The 18,185-nt window shown below is 65.1% G+C and carries 16 protein-coding genes, 1 pseudogene and 1 riboswitch; of the genes and pseudogenes, 11 read left to right on the plus strand and 6 right to left on the minus strand.

Annotated elements, in window-relative coordinates; all coding sequences use genetic code 11:
* Positions 1 to 123 precede the first annotated feature (123 nt).
* Complete coding sequence (locus GO608_RS02445; RefSeq protein ID WP_169198241.1) at positions 124 to 381, plus strand: hypothetical protein; 258 nt, start codon at positions 124 to 126, stop codon at positions 379 to 381.
* Positions 382 to 432: 51 nt separating this feature from the next.
* Here GO608_RS02445 and GO608_RS02450 read toward each other — a convergent pair whose 3' ends face one another.
* Both GO608_RS02450 and GO608_RS02455 read right to left on the minus strand, forming a co-directional pair.
* Positions 433 to 1,200 (minus strand): TerC family protein, encoded by a 768-nt coding sequence (locus GO608_RS02450; protein WP_169198240.1) that lies wholly within the window; start codon positions 1,198 to 1,200, stop codon positions 433 to 435.
* Positions 1,201 to 1,330: 130 nt separating this feature from the next.
* Complete coding sequence (locus GO608_RS02455) at positions 1,331 to 1,555, minus strand: glycine zipper 2TM domain-containing protein (protein WP_169198239.1); 225 nt, start codon at positions 1,553 to 1,555, stop codon at positions 1,331 to 1,333.
* A 370-nt stretch (positions 1,556 to 1,925) separates the two neighbouring features.
* Here GO608_RS02455 and GO608_RS02460 point away from each other — a divergent pair, with 370 nt between their 5' ends.
* The 5 genes from GO608_RS02460 (at position 1,926) to GO608_RS02480 (ending at position 8,147) form a co-directional block, all read left to right on the plus strand.
* Complete coding sequence (locus tag GO608_RS02460) at positions 1,926 to 3,938, plus strand: TonB-dependent receptor plug domain-containing protein (protein WP_169198238.1); 2,013 nt, start codon at positions 1,926 to 1,928, stop codon at positions 3,936 to 3,938.
* Between the two features lie 8 nt (positions 3,939 to 3,946).
* A complete protein-coding gene (locus GO608_RS02465; RefSeq protein ID WP_169198237.1) occupies positions 3,947 to 4,543 on the plus strand; it encodes a DOMON-like domain-containing protein in 597 nt (198 codons plus the stop codon).
* Positions 4,540 to 5,760, plus strand: a complete 1,221-nt coding sequence (locus tag GO608_RS02470; RefSeq protein WP_169198236.1) for an exo-beta-N-acetylmuramidase NamZ family protein — start codon at positions 4,540 to 4,542, stop codon at positions 5,758 to 5,760. The genes GO608_RS02465 and GO608_RS02470 overlap by 4 nt, the downstream gene beginning before the upstream one ends.
* Before the next feature lie 89 nt (positions 5,761 to 5,849).
* Positions 5,850 to 6,791 carry a ribose-phosphate diphosphokinase gene (locus GO608_RS02475; RefSeq protein WP_169198235.1) on the plus strand — a complete coding sequence of 314 codons (942 nt, stop codon included), beginning with the start codon at positions 5,850 to 5,852 and terminating at the stop codon, positions 6,789 to 6,791.
* 99 nt (positions 6,792 to 6,890) lie between these two features.
* The gene (locus GO608_RS02480; protein ID WP_169198234.1) at positions 6,891 to 8,147 is read left to right on the plus strand and encodes an HD-GYP domain-containing protein; all 1,257 of its coding nucleotides are present in this window, start codon (positions 6,891 to 6,893) and stop codon (positions 8,145 to 8,147) included.
* 91 nt (positions 8,148 to 8,238) lie between these two features.
* Here the strand turns inward: GO608_RS02480 and GO608_RS02485 are convergent, their stop codons facing one another.
* Together GO608_RS02485 and GO608_RS02490 are read right to left on the minus strand one after the other, a co-directional pair.
* Positions 8,239 to 8,754, minus strand: a complete 516-nt coding sequence (locus tag GO608_RS02485) for a cytochrome b/b6 domain-containing protein (RefSeq protein ID WP_247002782.1) — start codon at positions 8,752 to 8,754, stop codon at positions 8,239 to 8,241.
* 29 nt (positions 8,755 to 8,783) lie between these two features.
* Positions 8,784 to 9,056, minus strand: a complete 273-nt coding sequence (locus GO608_RS02490) for a PepSY domain-containing protein (RefSeq protein ID WP_169198232.1) — start codon at positions 9,054 to 9,056, stop codon at positions 8,784 to 8,786.
* Between the two features lie 296 nt (positions 9,057 to 9,352).
* Between GO608_RS02490 and GO608_RS02495 the strand changes: the two genes are divergently transcribed.
* Complete coding sequence (locus GO608_RS02495) at positions 9,353 to 10,672, plus strand: ferredoxin reductase family protein (RefSeq protein WP_169198231.1); 1,320 nt, start codon at positions 9,353 to 9,355, stop codon at positions 10,670 to 10,672.
* Between the two features lie 99 nt (positions 10,673 to 10,771).
* Here GO608_RS02495 and metH read toward each other — a convergent pair whose 3' ends face one another.
* Positions 10,772 to 14,542 carry a methionine synthase gene (metH, locus tag GO608_RS02500; RefSeq protein ID WP_169198230.1) on the minus strand — a complete coding sequence of 1,257 codons (3,771 nt, stop codon included), beginning with the start codon at positions 14,540 to 14,542 and terminating at the stop codon, positions 10,772 to 10,774.
* 88 nt (positions 14,543 to 14,630) lie between these two features.
* Positions 14,631 to 14,712: riboswitch (S-adenosyl-L-homocysteine riboswitch) on the minus strand.
* A 158-nt stretch (positions 14,713 to 14,870) separates the two neighbouring features.
* Positions 14,871 to 15,146, minus strand: a complete 276-nt coding sequence (locus GO608_RS02505; RefSeq protein ID WP_169198229.1) for a DUF2442 domain-containing protein — start codon at positions 15,144 to 15,146, stop codon at positions 14,871 to 14,873.
* Positions 15,147 to 15,277: 131 nt separating this feature from the next.
* Between GO608_RS02505 and GO608_RS02510 the strand changes: the two genes are divergently transcribed.
* The 4 genes and pseudogenes from GO608_RS02510 to GO608_RS02525 all read left to right on the plus strand — a co-directional run bounded on the left by GO608_RS02510 (position 15,278) and on the right by GO608_RS02525 (position 18,134).
* Positions 15,278 to 16,312: an IS630 family transposase gene (locus GO608_RS02510; protein WP_169200668.1), complete on the plus strand. Its 1,035-nt coding sequence runs from the start codon at positions 15,278 to 15,280 to the stop codon at positions 16,310 to 16,312.
* Positions 16,313 to 16,395: 83 nt separating this feature from the next.
* On the plus strand, positions 16,396 to 16,590 hold the full coding sequence (locus GO608_RS02515) for a type II toxin-antitoxin system VapB family antitoxin (RefSeq protein WP_169200643.1): 195 nt from the start codon (positions 16,396 to 16,398) through the stop codon (positions 16,588 to 16,590).
* Complete coding sequence (vapC, locus tag GO608_RS02520; RefSeq protein WP_169200642.1) at positions 16,587 to 16,988, plus strand: type II toxin-antitoxin system VapC family toxin; 402 nt, start codon at positions 16,587 to 16,589, stop codon at positions 16,986 to 16,988. The genes GO608_RS02515 and vapC overlap by 4 nt, the downstream gene beginning before the upstream one ends.
* Before the next feature lie 110 nt (positions 16,989 to 17,098).
* Positions 17,099 to 18,134, plus strand: a pseudogene (locus GO608_RS02525) (IS630 family transposase).
* Positions 18,135 to 18,185 lie beyond the last annotated feature (51 nt).

The following is an 18,185-nucleotide window of genomic DNA, read 5'->3' on the forward strand; positions in this document are numbered from 1 at the left end:
CGAGCCGAGCGGCCGGGCGGGACAAGCCCAATTCTATCAAGTAATTACCGGATCGCAGCAGATTGGCGCGGTCGGGCCGAAATCTGCGATGATGCAGCCCTCCCGCAATTCGACGATATCGTCATGTCCCGAGCCACTCCGACGCTGCGCCAGCGCAAGATCTTCGCCCTCACCCGCATCCTCGCCGGCCTCGTCGCCGCATGCTATCTCGGCTACGTTGTCGTCGCCAATCTCGCCGCCGGGCTGCCGTTCGACCGCACGCTGCTGTTCACGGCGCTGGTCTCGGTCGCGGGATTCGCGTACGCGGCGTGGTATCTGCGCGATCTGTCGGCCGTCGCCCGCGAGGAGCGCGAAGGCCGCGGCGCAGACAAAAGCCGGTAGCGGCGTCCGAACTGCACCGGGGAGAGCTTCCCCGGCGCGTGACCCGTCTCTTCAGGCGCGTTTGGCGGCGACCTTCTCGGCAACGTACGGCTCGTGCAGGTCGACCGGCCTCGCCGCACGCTTGCGCATGCGGATGTTGAGCATCTCGACGACGACCGAGAACGCCATCGCCGAATAGATGTAGCCTTTCGGCACGTGGTGGCCGAAGCCTTCGGCGATCAGCACGACACCGACGACCATCAGGAACGACAGCGCCAGCATCTTCACTGTCGGGTGCGCCGAGACGAACTCGCCGATTGGGCCGGACGCGACCATCATCAACCCGACCGATGCGACGACCGCCGCGATCATCACGGCAAGGTTGTCCACCATGCCGATCGCGGTGATGATCGAGTCGAGCGAGAACACCAGGTCGATGACGATGATCTGCGTGATCACCGCGGTGAACGTCGCCTTGACCGCGCTCGACGCTTCGCCCTCCTCGCCTTCCATCAGCTGGTGGATCTCGCCGGTGCTCTTCCACACGAGGAACAGGCCGCCGAGCAACAGGATCAGGTCACGCGCCGAGAAACCGTGCCCGAACACCTCGAACAGCGCCTTGTTCAGGCCCGCGAGCCAGGCGAGGAGCGACAGCAGCGCGAGGCGCATGAACATCGCGAGGAACAGGCCGAGCCGCCGGGCAAAGGCGCGCCGCTCGGGCGGCAGCTTGTCGACGAGGATCGAGATGAAGATGATGTTGTCTATCCCGAGCACCAGCTCGAGAACGGTGAGGGTGAGGAAAGCGAATATCAGCTGCGGGTCGGTCAGGAGTTCGATCATGGCACGTCATGCGGAAGCGATGGCGCCCGACTATACAACACGTCGCTGCCGAATATGCCGAACCGCGGGTTCCGTTGCCGGACACCCGCGGTTCGTCCAACCACCCGCTTTCGCGAGAGCCGCAAAAACTTCAAGGATGGCGCCGCTTGCCGATCTGATCGCCGATCACGCCGCCGATCGCCGCGCCACCGACGGTCCCCAGCACTCCGCCGTCACTCGCGACAGCGCCAGCCGTGCCGCCGACGCCCGCCCCGATCACGGCACTCCTTTCGCGCGACGACATGTTGTCCCACGTCGCACAACCGCTGGCAGCGATCGCCAGCACTATTGCCGAAACACCGGTCCGGATGTTCATGATGACCTCCTGACTGCATCAACAGGTTTCCAGGCGGCGAAGGTCGCCCCAATAATTCGCGCCGCTCGATTTTGGGACGGAGCGCGGAAACACGCCGTTCCCGTTTTCCAGCCCATTCTGTTACAAGGAATTCCAGGATTGGCGCCCGGATCTTGGGATGCCGCCGCTGGGCGTGCGCCCCGGCAACGCGCAGGGGCGGGGAGTCGGAAATCAACATTTACATTTACATTCAACCTGTCCTGGTCGCGCCGGCCTCTCGTGCCTGTGGGAATCCGGAAGGGGAAGCGGCCGCCCATACCCTCGACGTGGTAGAAGCGGTATCCTTCGCCCCGTGCTGCCGCCGGCTGCGCAGCCCTCCGCACCGATCACGATGACGATTTCCCATACCGCCCGATGCCTGTGGGTGCCGTTCGCCAGTTGCGCAATCGCAACGTGCGCGGGTGCCGGTGAAGTGCCGTATCTTGAAGAACTGCCGCGCGTGCTCAGCGCCTCGCGGTTGCCCCAGCCGCTGCACGAGGCGCCCGGCGCCGTCACGGTGATCGACCGCGAACTGCTCGCCGCCACCGGTTACCGCGACCTGGCAAGAGTGTTCCGGCTCGTGCCGGGGATGCAGGTCGGACAGGAGCGCGGCCATGCGCAATGGGTCACGTACCACGGCCTGTCGAACGATTTCCCGACCGAAATGCAGGTGCTGATCGACGGACGCTCGGTGATCACGCCGAGCGCGTTCGGCGGCGTCGACTGGAGCGCGCTGCCGCTGACCCTCGACGAGATCGACCGTATCGAGATCGTGCGCGGCACCAACGCGGCGAGCTTCGGCGCGAACGCGTTTCTCGGCGTCATCAACATCATCACGCGTCACAGCGCCGAAGGGGCAGGCACTCGCGGAGCTGTGCGGGTGGGCAGCGGCGGCGTGCTCGACGTCGAAGCGGGCTGGACGAACCACGGGGACTCGCCGGTTTCGCTGCGCGTCAACGCCGCTTCCCAGCACGACGACGGCTTTGACGGGCTGCACGACACGCGTCACATGGATATCGCGACGTTACGCGGCGACTGGCAACTGTCGTCGCAGGACAGCCTGATGCTGCGCGCCGGCGCAAGTGCCGGGCGGCGCGGCGAGGGCTACACGGATTCGGTGTTCGGCAACAACGGACCGCGTGACGCGCGCAGCCTGACCACGACGCTGCACCTGAAAGGGCGCCATGGCGCCGACGACGGTGAGGAATGGCTGCTGAATTATTACCGCACCGATGAACGGCTGCGGGACGAATGGATCGCGGGCGCGCCGGCCTACCCGATCGTACCGCTCGACCGCAACCGTCACAGCGTGCGCAACCACCTCGAACTGCAGCATCGCAGCAGGCCGTCACCGTCCACGCAGGTGGTGTGGGGCGTCGGCGCGCGGCGCGACGAAGTCGACGCGCCGTTCCTGTTCTTCACCGGCAACCCCGCTCCGCAGCGCCTGTACCGCGTGTTCGGCAACGCCGAATGGCGCCCGCTGGCGCGACTGACGCTGAACCTCGGCGGCGCCCAGGAGAAGTATTCCACCGCCCCGCCGCATTTCAGCCCGCGCGCGTTCGCCAACTGGCAGGTGACCGACACCGACACGCTGCGCGGCGGCTATTCGCGCGCCTGGCGCCAGCACAATCTTTTCGAACGCCAGGGCGACATCCGCGCCATCGACCCGGACAGCGGTGAACTCCTCGCCCGCCCGTTCCTGCCGCATCGGGACCTGCGGCAGGCGCGCATCGATACTGTCGAATTCGGTTATTTCGGCCGCTTTGCAGCGTGGAACACGATGCTCGACGTGCGCCTCTTCAACGAGCGCATCCACGACTTCGTCGTGCGCGTGCCGCAGCCCGATCTGCTGCCGGCGCCGGTCCTCGCCGGCTTTCTCGGCTCGACCCGCTACGAGAACCTCGACCGACCGGTCACGCTGCGCGGCGTCGAATACCAGCTCGTCGCGCGCCCGCGCAGCGGAACCGAACTGCGTCTCGCGCACAGCCTCATCGACCGCGACGCGGGAAACCGCGGCCTCGAAGCCCGTACGGCCCCCTACACTGCCAGCCTAAGCTGGCTGCAGGATTACGGCGCGGGCTGGAAAAGCATGATCAGCGTGCTGCGCATGGGCCCGCTCGCCGGCAGCGAAGGTTATGTGCCGCGCTTTCGCTACCTCGCGCGGTCCTATACGACAGTCGACGCGAACCTGAGCTACGAGACTCGACTGGACGGAAAACCGCTGCGATTCGCGCTGAGCGCGCTCAATCTCGGGCCGCGCCACCAGGAGATCGCGAACGGCAGCGAGCAGATGCTGCAGGGGGCGCGGGAAGTCAATCCGGTCAGGCGTCAGGTCTATCTCTCGGTCGCGCTGGCGCTCGACTGACACCCGCGATGACCGCTGTCGGCGAATCGATTGCGCTGCTCCCCCATCCGCGGACGCCGTGCGCGGCCGTCGAGGCGCTCGAAGTCCACGTCGACCTCGCGCCCGACGGCACGCTGGGCCTACGCTACCGGCTGCACGGCGACCTGGGGCGGCTGCGCATTCCGTCGCCACGTCCCGCCGCCCGCGTTGACGGACTGTGGGCGCATACATGCTTCGAGTGTTTCGTCGCTGCGCCCGGCACCCGGGCATACCGCGAATTCAACTTTTCGCCGTCCGGCGAATGGGCGGCGTATGCGTTTCGCGCCTACCGGGAGGGCGACGACGAAGCCATGCCCACGCTCGCGGTCGCGCCGCGCGTCGTCGTGCACGCGGCCGGGCGACGGCTCGATGTCGACGTGCGCGTTCACGCTGCCGCGTTGTCCGCGGGCAACCTCGACGGTCTGCAACTCGGGCTGACGGCGGTCATCGAAGACATCGACGGCAAGCGCTCGTACTGGGCGCTGCGCCACCCCGGCCCGGCCCCCGACTTTCACCTCCGCGACGGCTTCGCGCTCACGATCGGACCCGCCGCAGGCATTCCGTGGCTACGGCAAAGGACTCCATGACCTCCTCGATCCAGTTCGGCCTCGACCGCCTGCTCGACACTCCGGCGCTGCGCCGCCCGCTCACCGGACGCCGCGTCGCGCTGCTCGCGCATCCCGCTTCCGTGACCCGCAGCCTCGTCCATTCGCTCGACGCGCTCGCCACGCTGCCCGACCTGCGGCTGACCGCCGCGTTCGGGCCGCAGCACGGGCTACGCGGCGACAAACAGGACAATATGGTCGAGTCGCCCGATTTCGTCGACCCGCTGCATCACATCCCGGTGTTCAGCCTGTATGGCGAAGTGCGCCGGCCAACCGACGCGATGATGGACAGTTTCGACGTGCTGCTCGTCGACCTGCAGGACCTCGGCTGCCGCATCTACACGTTCATCACGACGCTGCGCTATGTGCTCGAAGCCGCGGCCGAGCACGGCAAGACGGTGTGGGTGCTCGATCGCCCGAATCCCGCCGGCCGCCCGGTCGAAGGCCTGCTGCTGCGACCGGGCTGGGAAAGCTTCGTCGGCGCCGGCCCGCTGCCGATGCGCCACGGCCTGACGATGGGCGAGCTCGCGCGCTGGTTCATCGCGACGCTGCGACTCGACGTCGATTGCCAGATCATCTCCATGCAAGGCTGGGAACCGGACGCGGCGCCCGGCTACGGCTGGCCGGCGGGCGAGCGCAGCTGGGTCAACCCGAGCCCGAACGCGCCGAACCTGTCGATGGCGCGCGCGTACGCCGGAACGGTGATGCTCGAAGGCACGACGCTGTCGGAAGGCCGCGGCACGACGCACCCGCTCGAACTCTTCGGCGCACCGGACATCGACGCCCGCGCGCTGCTCGCCGCGATGCGCGCGCTCGCGCCCGACTGGCTCGCCGGCTGCGTGCTGCGCGAATGCTGGTTCGAGCCGACGTTCCACAAGCACGCCGGCCGGCTGTGCAACGGCCTGCAGATCCACGTCGAGGACACCGCGCACTACGATCACGCCGCGTTCCGCCCGTGGCGCCTGCAGACGCTCGCCTTCAAGGCGCTGCATCTGCTGCGGCCGGATTACCCGCTGTGGCGCGACTTCGCGTACGAATACGAGCACGACCGCCTCGCGATCGACCTGATCAACGGCAGCGAGCTGCTGCGCGAATGGGTCGATGACCCCGTCGCGACGCCGAGCGACCTCGACGCGCTGGCGCGGCCGGACGAAGCCGCGTGGTGCGGGACGCGCGAGGAATTCCTGCTCTATCGCTGACGCCCGGCCACGCGAACCGTCGGCGCAAGTTGCCGCCGACGCACGATGACAACATACAATCCGCCCCTCAGCTTCTCGCGAGAACCGGTATGAACGACGCCCTTCGCATCTTCGCCTGCAACTCGAACCGCGCGCTCGCCGGGGAAATCTGCGAGCAGCTCGGCATGCGCCTGAGCCCGCTCGATATCTCGCGTTTTTCGAACGACAACCTGCGTGTCCAGGTCCTCGACAACGTGCGCGAACGCGATGTGTTCGTCGTGCAGTCCTTCACCGAGCCGGTCAGCGAGCACATCATGGAACTGCTGATCACGCTCGATGCGTTGCGCAGCGCGTCGGCGCGGCGGGTGACCGCGGTGATCCCGTATTACTCGTACGCGCGCTCGGACAAGAAGGACGCGCCGCGCATCTCGATCACCGGCCGGCTGATCGCCGACATGCTCGCGACCGCTGGCGCGAACCGCGTGCTGACGATGGACCTGCACGCCGACCAGGTGCACGGCTTCTTCAGCGTGCCCGTTGACCACCTCACCGCGATCCCGACGATCGCCGCGCATTTCCGGCAGAACCACGACCTGTCGAGGATGGTCGCGGTCGCGACCGACGCCGGCGGCGCGAAGCGCGTCGGCCGTTTCTCGGAGCGGCTCGGCATTCCGATGGCGATCATCGACAAGCGCCGCGTCAGCGACACCGACGTCAAGCAGGGCCGCGTCGTCGGCGAAGTCGCCGGGCGCGACGCGGTGATCTTCGAGGACGAGATCTCGACCGGCGGCACGCTGCTCGCGACGATCGACACGCTGCGCGCGGCCGGAGCGCGCTCGATCCATGCCGGCGCAGCGCACGGGGTGCTGTGCGGGCCGGCGATCGACCGGCTGCGCGACGCACCGATCGAATCGATCGTCGTCACCGACACCGTGCACATGCCGCCGCACAAGCGGCTCGACAAGATCACGCAGCTCACCGTCGCGCCGCTGTTCGCCGCGGCGATCGAACGGATTCATACGGGCGAGAGCGTCGGCGCGCTGTTCGAATAGGAAACGCCCTCGCCACGCGCCCCACTCGAACAAAGCGGGACGTATGGCTAATATCGTCCGTGCCCCGGAGAAACGGGATCACGCCGGCAAGGGCAGAACATGAACTCGTTCAACAAGCGAACCGCGGTACGGATTGCGGTCGTCAGCGCGCTGCTCGCTGCGCTGGTCAGTCCGGTCGCGTGGTTCGTTGCGTATAAAGGTGCCGAGGACGGAACGGTATGGCTGGCAATCGACGAGTCACGCCGCCTTCTGCATCATTTCGGCGCTATCACGCTGACCGGCCCGGAGGCCGGCGACAACGCTCGCAAGGCTGCGAGTGCTCTTGCCGGGGGACTGTTCGACATCGCCGAAATCTATGACCGGCAAGGAGTAAAGCTCGCTCAGGCAGTGACCGAGGAGGGTGAAGCGGTTGAAGAACAGCTGCCCTCGCACGTTCGTCCCACTTATCGTGCCGGCTTTCATGAGAGCTTCAGACTTGAAGACAGGCGTTGGGTGTTGCGAGTTTTTGTCCCGCTGAGAGGAGCCGCCGAGGCGGATCAAATCACGGGATACTTCGAAGGGGTTCGCGTCGTCCCCGCGTGGCAGCGCGACCAGATGCGCACGAATGCGCTCAACGCAGCCCTGATGGTCGGATTCGCCTCGCTGCTGTGCGGCACCGCAATTTATCCTGTTGTCGTACGTCTGTCAGCCGACAACGAGCGCAAGGCCCGCGAAATCCTTGATTCGCACCTCTCGATGATGGAAGCGCTCGGACGTGCCATCGCGATGCGCGATTCCGATACCGGCGCCCACAATTTTCGCGTTGCGTGGCTTGCGGTGCGCATCGGCGAACGTCTCGGCGTGCGCGGCAGGGCGATGCAGTCCTTGATCGTCGGCAGTTTTCTGCACGACGTCGGCAAGATCAGCATTCCCGATGCGATTTTGCTTAAACCGGGCAAGCTCGACGCCGAAGAGAGCAAAATCATGCATACGCACGTCGCGCATGGCGAGGAAATTGTTTCCGGCATCGGCTGGCTGGAGGACGCGAAGGCGGTGGTCGCGGCGCATCACGAAAAGTGGGACGGCTCGGGTTACCCGCGCAAACTGGCGGGCGACGAAATTCCCCTTGCCGCACGCATATTTGCCGTGGCGGACGTGTTCGATGCGCTCAGCTCGAGACGACCCTACAAAGAGCCGATGGGCTTCGAGACCACGATGTCGATCCTGGAGGCGGACACCGGGAGCCATTTCGACGCGCATGTGATGGCCGCCTTCCGCCCGATTGCCCGCGAAGTGTTCAACCGCCTTGGCCAGTGTAACGAGGAGGATGTCCGGCGCCTGCTGGAAGAGCGGGTTCGGTTTCATTTCGGCGTTTAAGACCGGAAGCGAGAAAAATCAGCATTCCTCCAGAACTGCGGGCGCGTTCTTTCGATTCGCACTCCCGTCCCACCCCGCAGGGTCCGCGCCGCTATCGCCGCTTGTAGCCCGTCAGCATCGACAGGATGAGGTTTTCTCGGTGACGCACGCTTTCGAAGATCGCCGCGGCGACGTGGAGCGCAATCGCGCCGAGCGTCAAATTGACTGCGAGGCCGTGCACCTCCTCGAGAATTTCACTCCCCCACCCCCAGTCGGTCGTCATCAGCCAGCCGGTAGTGCCGATCGTTGCCACCATCGCCATCAGAAACACGATCATCACCGCGGCTGCCGGATTATGGCCCAAATGGCGCGGCTCGCGCCCGCGCGCAAGCCGACCGACATAGTCGATCAGTGTCGCCGGCCGTGGCACGAAGTCGGCAAAGCGCGCGTGCGGGCTGCCGACGAATCCCCACACGACGCGGAACGCGACCAATGCGAGCGCGAGGTATCCCGCCCACTGGTGAGGAGACTCGGCGTCCTCGGACGTGAGATAGGCGGCAGCGAGCGAAGCGACCAACCCCCAGTGAAAAATGCGCACCGGGCGATCCCAGACTCTGATCTTTTCCATGGACATCACGGTCCCCTCTGCCATCACGCTTAGCCGCGCTTCTCTTTGACCACGCTGCCGTCGATCGGGCTGAAGTAGATCTCGACCTTCTTGCCGTCCTTGTCCTTGCCGTAGATTTCGTAGCAGTTGCCGTCCGTCGTCTTGAACTTGTCGACGGTATAGCCCTGTTCGGCGATCTTCTGTTTCATCGCCGCCTCGGACATCCAGTCCGATTTCGGCTTGTCGGTGCACTGCGGAGCGGCGAAGGCAACGGCGCTCAGCGTCAGGCCGGCGACGGCAAGCAAGGCGTCAAAGGTTCTCATGGGGATTCTCCAGGTTGGTTGGCATGCCCAATGGGCACAGGACGCATTCTGTCGGACCGAACCTGAACGCCCGCTTAACGAGCACAGTGAAACGAGCCGGATCGTGTATCCACCGGTCAGTGCTCATCCTGGACGGCACGGACGGCACTTGTCGGTGAATTGTTGGCTCCCGCGACCACGCCGCGGCTGAGTTGCTCGTTCAGCTTTTATTCATCTCCGTTTCCACAGAATCTGTTCCATGCCACCTGAGCTGAGCGCTCCGATCGCCAGCCATTCCCACCCGCCGGAGAACGCGCATGATTCCCACACTGACTGCATTGATCGCCCTCGTTGCCGGCACCTGGGGCTGGGCCCTTGTCGCGAACGGTGCGGGCTCTGGATCAATGCCCTGGGTCGTCTACGAACAGGGGCTCTACCTGAGCGGCCTGCTCGCGATTGCATCGATGTCGCTGGCGATGGTGATGGCGACGCGGCCGCCCGGGGTCGAGCGCGTGCTCGGGGGCATGGACCGCGCTTACCGACTGCACAAGTGGGCGGGCATTCTGGCCGCCGGCTTCGCCTCATTGCATTGGCTGCTCGAGATGTCCGACGACGTGATAGAGGACTGGTACGGGGAAGCCGGCCGCGCATCCGACGAGAACGTCTCGGGCGTGCTCGATACGCTCCGGGATGCCGGGGAGGAGCTCGGCGAGTTCGCGATCTACCTCGTCCTCGCGATGATCGTCCTGGCGCTGTGGAAGCGCTTTCCGTACAAATTCTGGCGACACATTCACCGCGCGATGCCGGTGCTGTACCTGATGCTCGCCTTCCATGCGGCCGTGCTGGCACCGACGGCTTACTGGAGCGAACCGGCCGGCTTGCTGCTGGCAGGGGCGTTGTCGGCCGGCACGCTTGCCGCCGTCTGGTCGCTGACCGGGCGCATCGGCCGCAGCCGGCAGGCGCATGGCGTCGTGACGGCGGTGTCATCGCCCGCGGCGGACGTGACCGAAGTCATTTGTCGCCTCGACGGGAACTGGCGCGGCCACGAGGCGGGGCAGTTCGCGTTCGTGACCTTCAATCGCATCGAGGGCGCCCATCCCTTCACGATCGCCAGCGCCGACCAGGGCGACCGCAGCGTCGGGTTCCAGATCAAGGCGCTGGGCGACTACACGCGTGAGCTCTCGCGCCGCATCGCTGTCGGGCAGGCCGTCACCGTCGAAGGCCCGTACGGGCGCTTCGAGCTGGCGCGCCAGGATCGCAAGGCGAGGCAGATCTGGGTCGCCGGGGGAATCGGCATCACGCCCTTCCTCGCCTGGCTCGACGCGCTTCGGGCAAATCCCGCCGCAGCGCCGGTCGCCGACCTACACTACTGCACCCGCGCCGGCGCCGACGATCCTTTCGTCGGGCGACTGGAAACGCTGTGCCGAGCCCTGCCGTCGGTCACGCTGCATGTTCACGACACGGCTCGACAGGGCGCGCTGACTGCGGAAAGGCTGGCGGCCTTGCATGACTGCCGGCAGCGCGCCGAAGTGTGGTTCTGCGGCCCGCGGGCGTTTGCCGAGCAGCTTCGCAACGGCCTCGCGCGGGCCTGGCTCGGCCGCTTGCGCTTCCATCAGGAAGCATTCGACATGCGTTGAAGCGTGCGTGAAGCGGCTCGCCGACGGCGGACCGCTTCGCGCCTGGCGCCTTCATACCGGCGGCACGGCAAGAAGGCATGACGGCAACGTGAATCCAGCTTACAGCAGCGGCGCGAGCCAGTGCGCCGCGTCGTCGATCGTCCGCCCGGTGCGTGCGGCCCAGTCGGCGAGCTGGTCGCGCCCGATTTTCGAGATCGCGAAGTAGCGTGCGTCGGGGTGCGCGAAGTAAAAACCGCTGACCGACGCCGCCGGACTCATCGCGAACGACTCCGTCAGGGTCATGCCCGCGTTCGACGGGGCGTCGAGCAGTTCGAACAGCGCCGCCTTGACGGTGTGGTCCGGGCACGCGGGGTAGCCGGGCGCCGGCCGGATGCCGCGATACTGCTCGCGGATCAACGCGTCGTTGTCGAGCGCCTCGTCGGCGGCATAGCCCCAGAACTCCCTGCGCACGCGCGCGTGCAGCCATTCGGCGCAGGCTTCGGCGAGCCGGTCGGCGAGGCTTTTCAGCATGATCGCGTGATAGTCATCGTGCACGGCGTGGAAATCGGCGAGCCGCTTCTCGATGCCGATGCCGGCAGTGACCGCGAACGCGCCGGCGTAATCGGCAACGCCCGAATCCTTCGGCGCGACGAAATCGGCAAGGCAGTAATGCGGCTTGCCGGCGGGGCGTTCATGCTGCTGGCGCAGGCCGTGCCACATCATCAGCGCTGCCGAGCGCGTCTCGTCGCCGTAGAACGCGATGTCGTCGCCCAGGCTGTTCGCCGGGAACAGGCCGAACACGGCGCGCGCCTGCAACCAGCTTTCGGCGATGACGCGCTCGAGCAACGCCTGGCCGTCGGCGAACACACTGCGTGCCGTTTCGCCGACGACCTCGTCGTCGAGGATTTTCGGGTAGCTGCCGGCGAGGTCCCAGGTCTGGAAGAACGGCCCCCAGTCGATGAACGGGACCAGCTCGGCGAGCGGTACGTCGAGCGCGTGCACGCCGAACGTGTTCGGCTTCGGCGGCAGGTAGCCCGCCCCCGCTTTCGCTTCGCGGACTTCGCCGGGCTCGTCGCCCGCGACGGCGGGAACAGCCACCCAGTCGGTGCGAAACGCATTCGCGCGCGCCGCTTCGAGGCTCACGAGCTGCACACCTTTTTTGTTCGCATGTTGTGCGCGGATCCTGTCGTAGTCGGCAGCGAGCTGCGTCTTGAAGTCGGCCGCGCCGCCTTCGGACAGCAGCGCGGTAACGACACCGACCGCGCGCGACGCATCCGGCACATAGACGACCGGGCCCTCGTAGTGCGGCGCGATCTTGATCGCGGTGTGCGCGCGGCTCGTCGTAGCACCGCCGATCAGCAGCGGCAACGGCATGCCGTCGGCGAACCCCTGGCGCTGCATTTCGGCCGCGACGTGGCTCATTTCTTCCAGCGACGGGGTGATCAGGCCCGACAGGCCGATCGCCTGCGCGCCGTGTTCGCGCGCGGCATTGAGGATCTTCTCCGCCGGCACCATCACGCCGAGGTCGATGATTTCGTAGCCGTTGCAGCCGAGCACGACGCCGACGATGTTCTTGCCGATGTCGTGCACGTCGCCTTTGACCGTCGCGACGACGATGCGGCCTTTCGACGTCGCGCCGGTCCTGAGCTTCTCGGCTTCGATGTACGGGATCAGGTGCGCGACCGCCTGCTTCATGACCCGTGCGGACTTGACGACCTGCGGCAGGAACATCTTGCCGGCACCGAAAAGATCGCCGACGACGTTCATGCCGGCCATCAGCGGCCCTTCGATGACCGACAGCGGCGGCTTTCCCGCAGCTTCGAGCTTCGCGCGCACTTCCTCGGTGTCGGCGACGACGTAGTCGGTGATGCCCTTGACGAGCGCGTGCGACAGCCGCTCCTCGACCGGCAGCGCGCGCCACACGAGATCCGGCCCGGCGTTCTTCGCGCGGCCTTCCTTGACGCTCTGCGCCAGCTCGACGAGCGCCTCGCCGGCACCCGGCTTGCGATTGAGCACGACGTCCTCGACCTTGTCGCGCAGCACCGGATCGAGATCGTCATACACGCCCAATTGTCCGGCATTGACGATGCCCATCGACAGGCCGGCGCGGATCGCGTGGAACAGGAACACCGTGTGGATCGCTTCCCTCACCGCGTCGTTGCCGCGGAAGCTGAAAGACACGTTCGACACGCCGCCGGACGTCTTCGCATACGGCAGGTTCGCCTTGATCCACGCGACTGCGTTGATGAAGTCGACCGCGTAGTTGTCGTGCTCCTCGATGCCGGTCGCGATCGCGAAGATGTTCGGGTCGAAGATGATGTCTTCCGCAGGAAAGCCGATTCCTGTCAGGAGGTCGTACGCGCGCTTGCAGATCCCGGTCTTGCGCTCGAACGTGTCGGCCTGACCCTTCTCGTCGAAAGCCATGACGATGACCGCGGCGCCATACTGCCGGCACAGCCGCGCCTGGCGCAGGAACTCGGCTTCGCCTTCCTTCATCGAGATCGAATTGACGACGCCCTTGCCCTGGATGCATTTGAGGCCCGCCTCGATGACGCTCCACTTCGACGAGTCGAGCATGATCGGCACGCGCGAGATGTCCGGCTCGGACGCGATCAGCTTGCAGAAGCGCTCCATCGCCGCGAGCGAGTCGAGCATCGCCTCGTCCATGTTGATGTCGATGACCTGAGCGCCGTTGTCGACCTGCTGGCGCGCGACCGCCAGCGCGTCGTCGAAGCGGCCTTCGAGGATCATGCGCGCGAAGGCTTTCGAACCGGTCACGTTGGTGCGCTCGCCGACGTTCACGAACAGGCTGTCGGCGCCAACGTTGAAAGGTTCAAGGCCGGACAGGCGCAGCTTCTTCTCGAGCACCGGCACCGCGCGCGGCGCGAGGCCGGAAACCGCGTCGGCGATCGCCTTGATATGCGCCGGCGTCGTGCCGCAGCAGCCGCCGACGATGTTGACGAGCCCCGCTTCGGCCCATTCGCGGATCGCCGCGGCGAGCGCTTCGGGCGTCTCGTCGTAGCCGGTCGGCGACAGCGGATTCGGCAGGCCGGCGTTCGGGTGCGCGGAGACGTGCGTGTCGCAGACGTGTGACAGTTCCTCGACGTACTGGCGCAGTTCCTTCGCGCCGAGCGCGCAGTTCAGGCCGAACGAGATCGGCCGCGCGTGCGCGAGCGAATTCCAGAACGCTTCCGCAATCTGGCCCGACAGCGTGCGACCGGACGCGTCGGTGATCGTGCCGGAGATCATCACCGGCACGCGGTTGCCCCCTTCACGGGCGAGCTCCGCGAACAGCTTCTCGACGGCGAAAATCGCCGCCTTCGCGTTCAGCGTGTCGAAGATCGTCTCGATCAGCAGCAGGTCCGCGCCGCCTTCGAGCAGTCCGCGCGCTGAATCGTAGTAGTCGCCGACGAGCGCGTCGAACGTGACGTTGCGAAAACCCGGATCATTGACGTCGGGCGAAATCGACAGCGTGCGCGACGTCGGTCCGAGCACGCCGGCGCAAAAGCGCGGCTTGTCCGGGTTCTTCGCCGTGTAGTCGTCGCACAGCGCGCGCACGAGGCGGCTGCCTGCGACGTTGATCTCGTAAGCGCAGTCGGCCAGGCCGTATTCGGCCTGCGACACGCGCGTGCCGTTGAAAGTGTTCGTCTCGATGATGTCCGCGCCGGCATCGAGATAGGCGCGGTGGATGCCGGCGACGACGTCGGGCCGGGTCAGCACCAGCAGGTCGTTGTTGCCTTTCACGTCCTTCGGGTGATCGCGGAACCTTTCGCCCCGGTAATCCCGCTCGCCGAGCTTGTGCTGCTGGATCATCGTGCCCATCGCGCCGTCGAGGATCAGGGTGCGCTGGGCGAGCAGGGTACGGAGTTCTTCGGTGCGGTCGGCTTGCATGGGGTCTACCTCGCTCGTGCGGTTCAGGCACCGGGCAGAGGCCGCAACAAGCGCGCAAAAGCAGACGGCGCGGCAAACCCCGGTGAATGGTTTGCGAGCGCCGTTGTTCGGTTGCTGAGCCTGGCCCCGGGAGTCACAGCCCGTCGCGGGTCGCAGCGCTCCTCAGCAAGGGAGCGATTCTAGGGAATTTGCCGCGGCGTGCCAAGGCAGGTCATCAGGGGATGGTGTCGAGCCCTTGCCGTTTCCCTAGCCTTCGGCTCTGCGAATACCTGGCTGCCGGACTCTCACCGGCCTAGTTACGTGCCATGCCCGGCACACACGCCTAAGTTCAGGGGCGCCCCGCTTGCGGCGCGTCCGCTGGAACGCCTTGTTGGGCGGCTTGGTAAAGGAATTCGGGTGCGAGATCAGCGCCATTAGGCCAGGTTACTGTTTCAAGTTCTGGGTTAATGGTTGCTTGAGCAAACAGGTCGGACTTCTGTAACGGCTCGAACGTTGGCCCCCACAACTCGCCGGACAAATCGACTGTGCCTGAAGCGTCATCGTGAAAACGAAGCCACAGGCGATAGCCCTCAAGTGGCTGTACTTCGACAACCTCGGGGATCATGACTTTTACTCCAAAGGTTCAATGCGGTTGAGCGGCTGGCGAGCTTGGGCACGGGCCCGGTCCTCGAGAAGTTCGGACTGATTGTTACTAACCTTCTCGTAAGTATTGTCATGCTATGAGACAATACGCGGATGAAATGCAAACGGAACTCGGACGGTCGCGCGATCGACCACCACTCGCTTCAGGTGATGCGCCAACAGGCGATCAAGGCGGTCCGCGAAGGGCAGACAGCGCAAAGTGTAGCGGCCGCCTTCGGCGTGAATGTGCGCAGCGTCTTTCGGTGGCTGGCCGACTTCGCCAGCGGCGGGCAGAACGCGCTGCTCGCCAAGCCGATCCCGGGGCGTCCGTCGAAGGTGAGCGCCGAGGAGATGCGCTGTCTCGCTCAGGCCGTTCGGGATCACACGCCGCTGCAGTACAAGTTCGAGTTCGGCTTGTGGACGCTGTCGCTGATCCGCGCGCTGATCATTCGGCAGTTCGGCAAGGCGTTGTCGATCGCCACGGTCAGCCGGCTCATGAAGGTGCTCGGATTCAGCGCGCAGAAGCCGCTCTACCAGGCATGGCAACAGGACGCCGCGCTGGTGCGGCAATGGGAAGCGGAAACCTATCCGGCGATCCGCGCCGAAGCGCGTGCGACAGGCGCGACGATCTACTTCGCCGACGAGTCGGGAATCCGTTCCGATTACCACACCGGCACGACGTGGGCGCCGCGTGGGCAGACGCCGGTGGTCGAGGTCACCGGCCGGCGCTTCTCGCTGAACATGATCTCGGCGGTGAGCCCGCAGGGCGAGTTTCGCTTCATGCTCCACGAGGGTTCGGTCACCGCCACGGTGTTTCGCGACTTCCTCAAGCGCCTGATGATCGGCGCCGACAAGCCGGTCTTCGTCATCGTCGACGGGCACCCCATTCACAAGGCGAAGCTGGTTCGAGCCTACGTCGACAGCCTGAACGGCCAACTCAAGCTCTTCTACCTGCCGCCGTACTCGCCGCAACTGAACCCCGATGAACAGGTCTGGGCGCATGTGAAGCGCCAGGTCTCGAAGCGCCTGGTGCAGGACAAGGACGAAATGAAGCGGCTGGCGCTCGGCGCACTGCGTCGGATTCAACGACTGCCGAGGCTCGTCAAATCGTTCTTCCATCAGCCCGAGTGCCAGTACGCGATCATCTGACATTACTTTCAATAAAGTTAGTAGGTTGCGCGGTTGACCGCCAAAGACTACGATGTGTATGCAGCAAGAAAAGGATACACATCATGCGTACCAACATTGTGATTGACGACGACCTCATGAACGAAGCGCTCCGCGCGACCGGATTGACGACTAAGCGTGAGGCGGTAGAACTTGGCCTTCGGACGTTGCTTCGCCTCCGGCAGCAGGAAGAGATTCGCCAGTTCCGCGGCAAGCTTAACTGGCAGGGGGATCTCGACAAGATGAGGACTGACAAGTGATTTTGGTCGATTCCAGTGTTTGGATCGACTATTTCCGAGGAACCGTAACGCCGCAGACTGAAAAACTGGACTCCCTGCTTGGAGTAGAACCCGTTGCAACGGGCGATCTGATTTTGGCCGAGGTACTGCAGGGTTTTTCGAGTGAGCGCGACTTCAACCAAGCTAAGAAACTGATGACCGCGTTAGTCATTATTGATCTGGGCGGACAAGAGATAGCCATTCAAGCTGCCAGAAATTTTCGTTCGCTGCGGGCATTGGGTGTGACGGTTCGAAAGACCATCGATACTGTGATTGCGACTCGATGCATAGAAAGCGGATTGGCTCTGCTGTGCAGCGACAGGGATTTTGATCCGTTTGTAAAGCATCTTGGCCTCCGATCTGCGCTCACCGAAACCTAATCGGGATAGGAAGCCGCCTAACGTCGCCTCCCTCCCACACCGCCGGACATACGGATCACGTACGTACTAACTTTTCCGAAAGTAATGCCATATAGGCGATAATATGCGGCATGAAATGCAAGCGAACTTCCGATGGTCGCGCCCACGATCATCACACCTTGCAGGTGATGCGGCAGCAGGCCATCAAAGCGGTGCGTGAGGGGCAGACCGTGCAGAGCGTCGCCGCCTCGTTCGGCGTGAATCCTCGCAGCGTTTTCCGCTGGCTGGCCGACTTCGCCAACGGCGGCCAGAACGCCCTGCTTGCCAAGCCGATCCCGGGGGCGTCCGCCCAAGCTCAGTGCCGAGGAGATGGCCTGGATCGCCAACGCGATTCGGGATCAGACCCCGCAGCAGTTCAAGTTCGAATTCGGTCTGTGGACGCTGACGCTGATCCGCCACCTGATCAATCGTCAGTTCAAGAAAGAATTGTCGGTTTCGTCGGTCCACCGGCTCATGAAGATCCTGGGCTTCAGCGCCCAGAAGCCGCTCTATCAGGCCTGGCAGCAGGATCCTGTGCTGGTCCGGACCTGGGAGATCGAGACCTATCCCGCCATTCGCGCCGAAGCGCGTGCGGCGGGCGCGACGGTCTACTTCGCCGACGAGTCGGGAATCCGTTCCGATTACCACACCGGCACGACGTGGGCGCCGCGTGGGCAGACGCCGGTGGTCGAGGTCACCGGCCGGCGCTTCTCGCTGAACATGATCTCGGCGGTGAGCCCGCAGGGCGAGTTTCGCTTCATGCTCCACGAGGGTTCGGTCACCGCCACGGTGTTTCGCGACTTCCTCAAGCGCCTGATGATCGGCGCCGACAAGCCGGTCTTCGTCATCGTCGACGGGCACCCCATTCACAAGGCGAAGCTGGTTCGAGCCTACGTCGACAGCCTGAACGGCCAACTCAAGCTCTTCTACCTGCCGCCGTACTCGCCGCAACTGAACCCCGATGAACAGGTCTGGGCGCATGTGAAGCGCCAGGTCTCGAAGCGCCTGGTGCAGGACAAGGATGAAATGAAGCGGCTGGCGCTCGGCGCCCTGCGTCGGATTCAACGACTGCCGAGGCTCGTCAAATCGTTCTTCCATCAGCCCGAGTGCCAGTACGCGATCATCTGACATTACTTTCAATAAAGTTAGTATAACATGCGAGTTCAGCGGGGCGCCGCT

The sequence above is a fragment of the Aromatoleum buckelii genome, assembly GCF_012910785.2.
GTDB lineage: Bacteria > Pseudomonadota > Gammaproteobacteria > Burkholderiales > Rhodocyclaceae > Aromatoleum > Aromatoleum buckelii.

Coding starts and splice junctions, on each gene's coding strand:
- GO608_RS02445 (WP_169198241.1), top strand. CDS start 124: ATGTCCCGAGCCACTCCGACGCTGCGCCAGCGCAAGATCTTCGCCCTC.
- GO608_RS02450 (WP_169198240.1), bottom strand. CDS start 1,200: ATGATCGAACTCCTGACCGACCCGCAGCTGATATTCGCTTTCCTCACC.
- GO608_RS02455 (WP_169198239.1), bottom strand. CDS start 1,555: ATGAACATCCGGACCGGTGTTTCGGCAATAGTGCTGGCGATCGCTGCC.
- GO608_RS02460 (WP_169198238.1), top strand. CDS start 1,926: ATGACGATTTCCCATACCGCCCGATGCCTGTGGGTGCCGTTCGCCAGT.
- GO608_RS02465 (WP_169198237.1), top strand. CDS start 3,947: ATGACCGCTGTCGGCGAATCGATTGCGCTGCTCCCCCATCCGCGGACG.
- GO608_RS02470 (WP_169198236.1), top strand. CDS start 4,540: ATGACCTCCTCGATCCAGTTCGGCCTCGACCGCCTGCTCGACACTCCG.
- GO608_RS02475 (WP_169198235.1), top strand. CDS start 5,850: ATGAACGACGCCCTTCGCATCTTCGCCTGCAACTCGAACCGCGCGCTC.
- GO608_RS02480 (WP_169198234.1), top strand. CDS start 6,891: ATGAACTCGTTCAACAAGCGAACCGCGGTACGGATTGCGGTCGTCAGC.
- GO608_RS02485 (WP_247002782.1), bottom strand. CDS start 8,754: ATGGAAAAGATCAGAGTCTGGGATCGCCCGGTGCGCATTTTTCACTGG.
- GO608_RS02490 (WP_169198232.1), bottom strand. CDS start 9,056: ATGAGAACCTTTGACGCCTTGCTTGCCGTCGCCGGCCTGACGCTGAGC.
- GO608_RS02495 (WP_169198231.1), top strand. CDS start 9,353: ATGATTCCCACACTGACTGCATTGATCGCCCTCGTTGCCGGCACCTGG.
- metH (WP_169198230.1), bottom strand. CDS start 14,542: ATGCAAGCCGACCGCACCGAAGAACTCCGTACCCTGCTCGCCCAGCGC.
- GO608_RS02505 (WP_169198229.1), bottom strand. CDS start 15,146: ATGATCCCCGAGGTTGTCGAAGTACAGCCACTTGAGGGCTATCGCCTG.
- GO608_RS02510 (WP_169200668.1), top strand. CDS start 15,278: ATGAAATGCAAACGGAACTCGGACGGTCGCGCGATCGACCACCACTCG.
- GO608_RS02515 (WP_169200643.1), top strand. CDS start 16,396: ATGCGTACCAACATTGTGATTGACGACGACCTCATGAACGAAGCGCTC.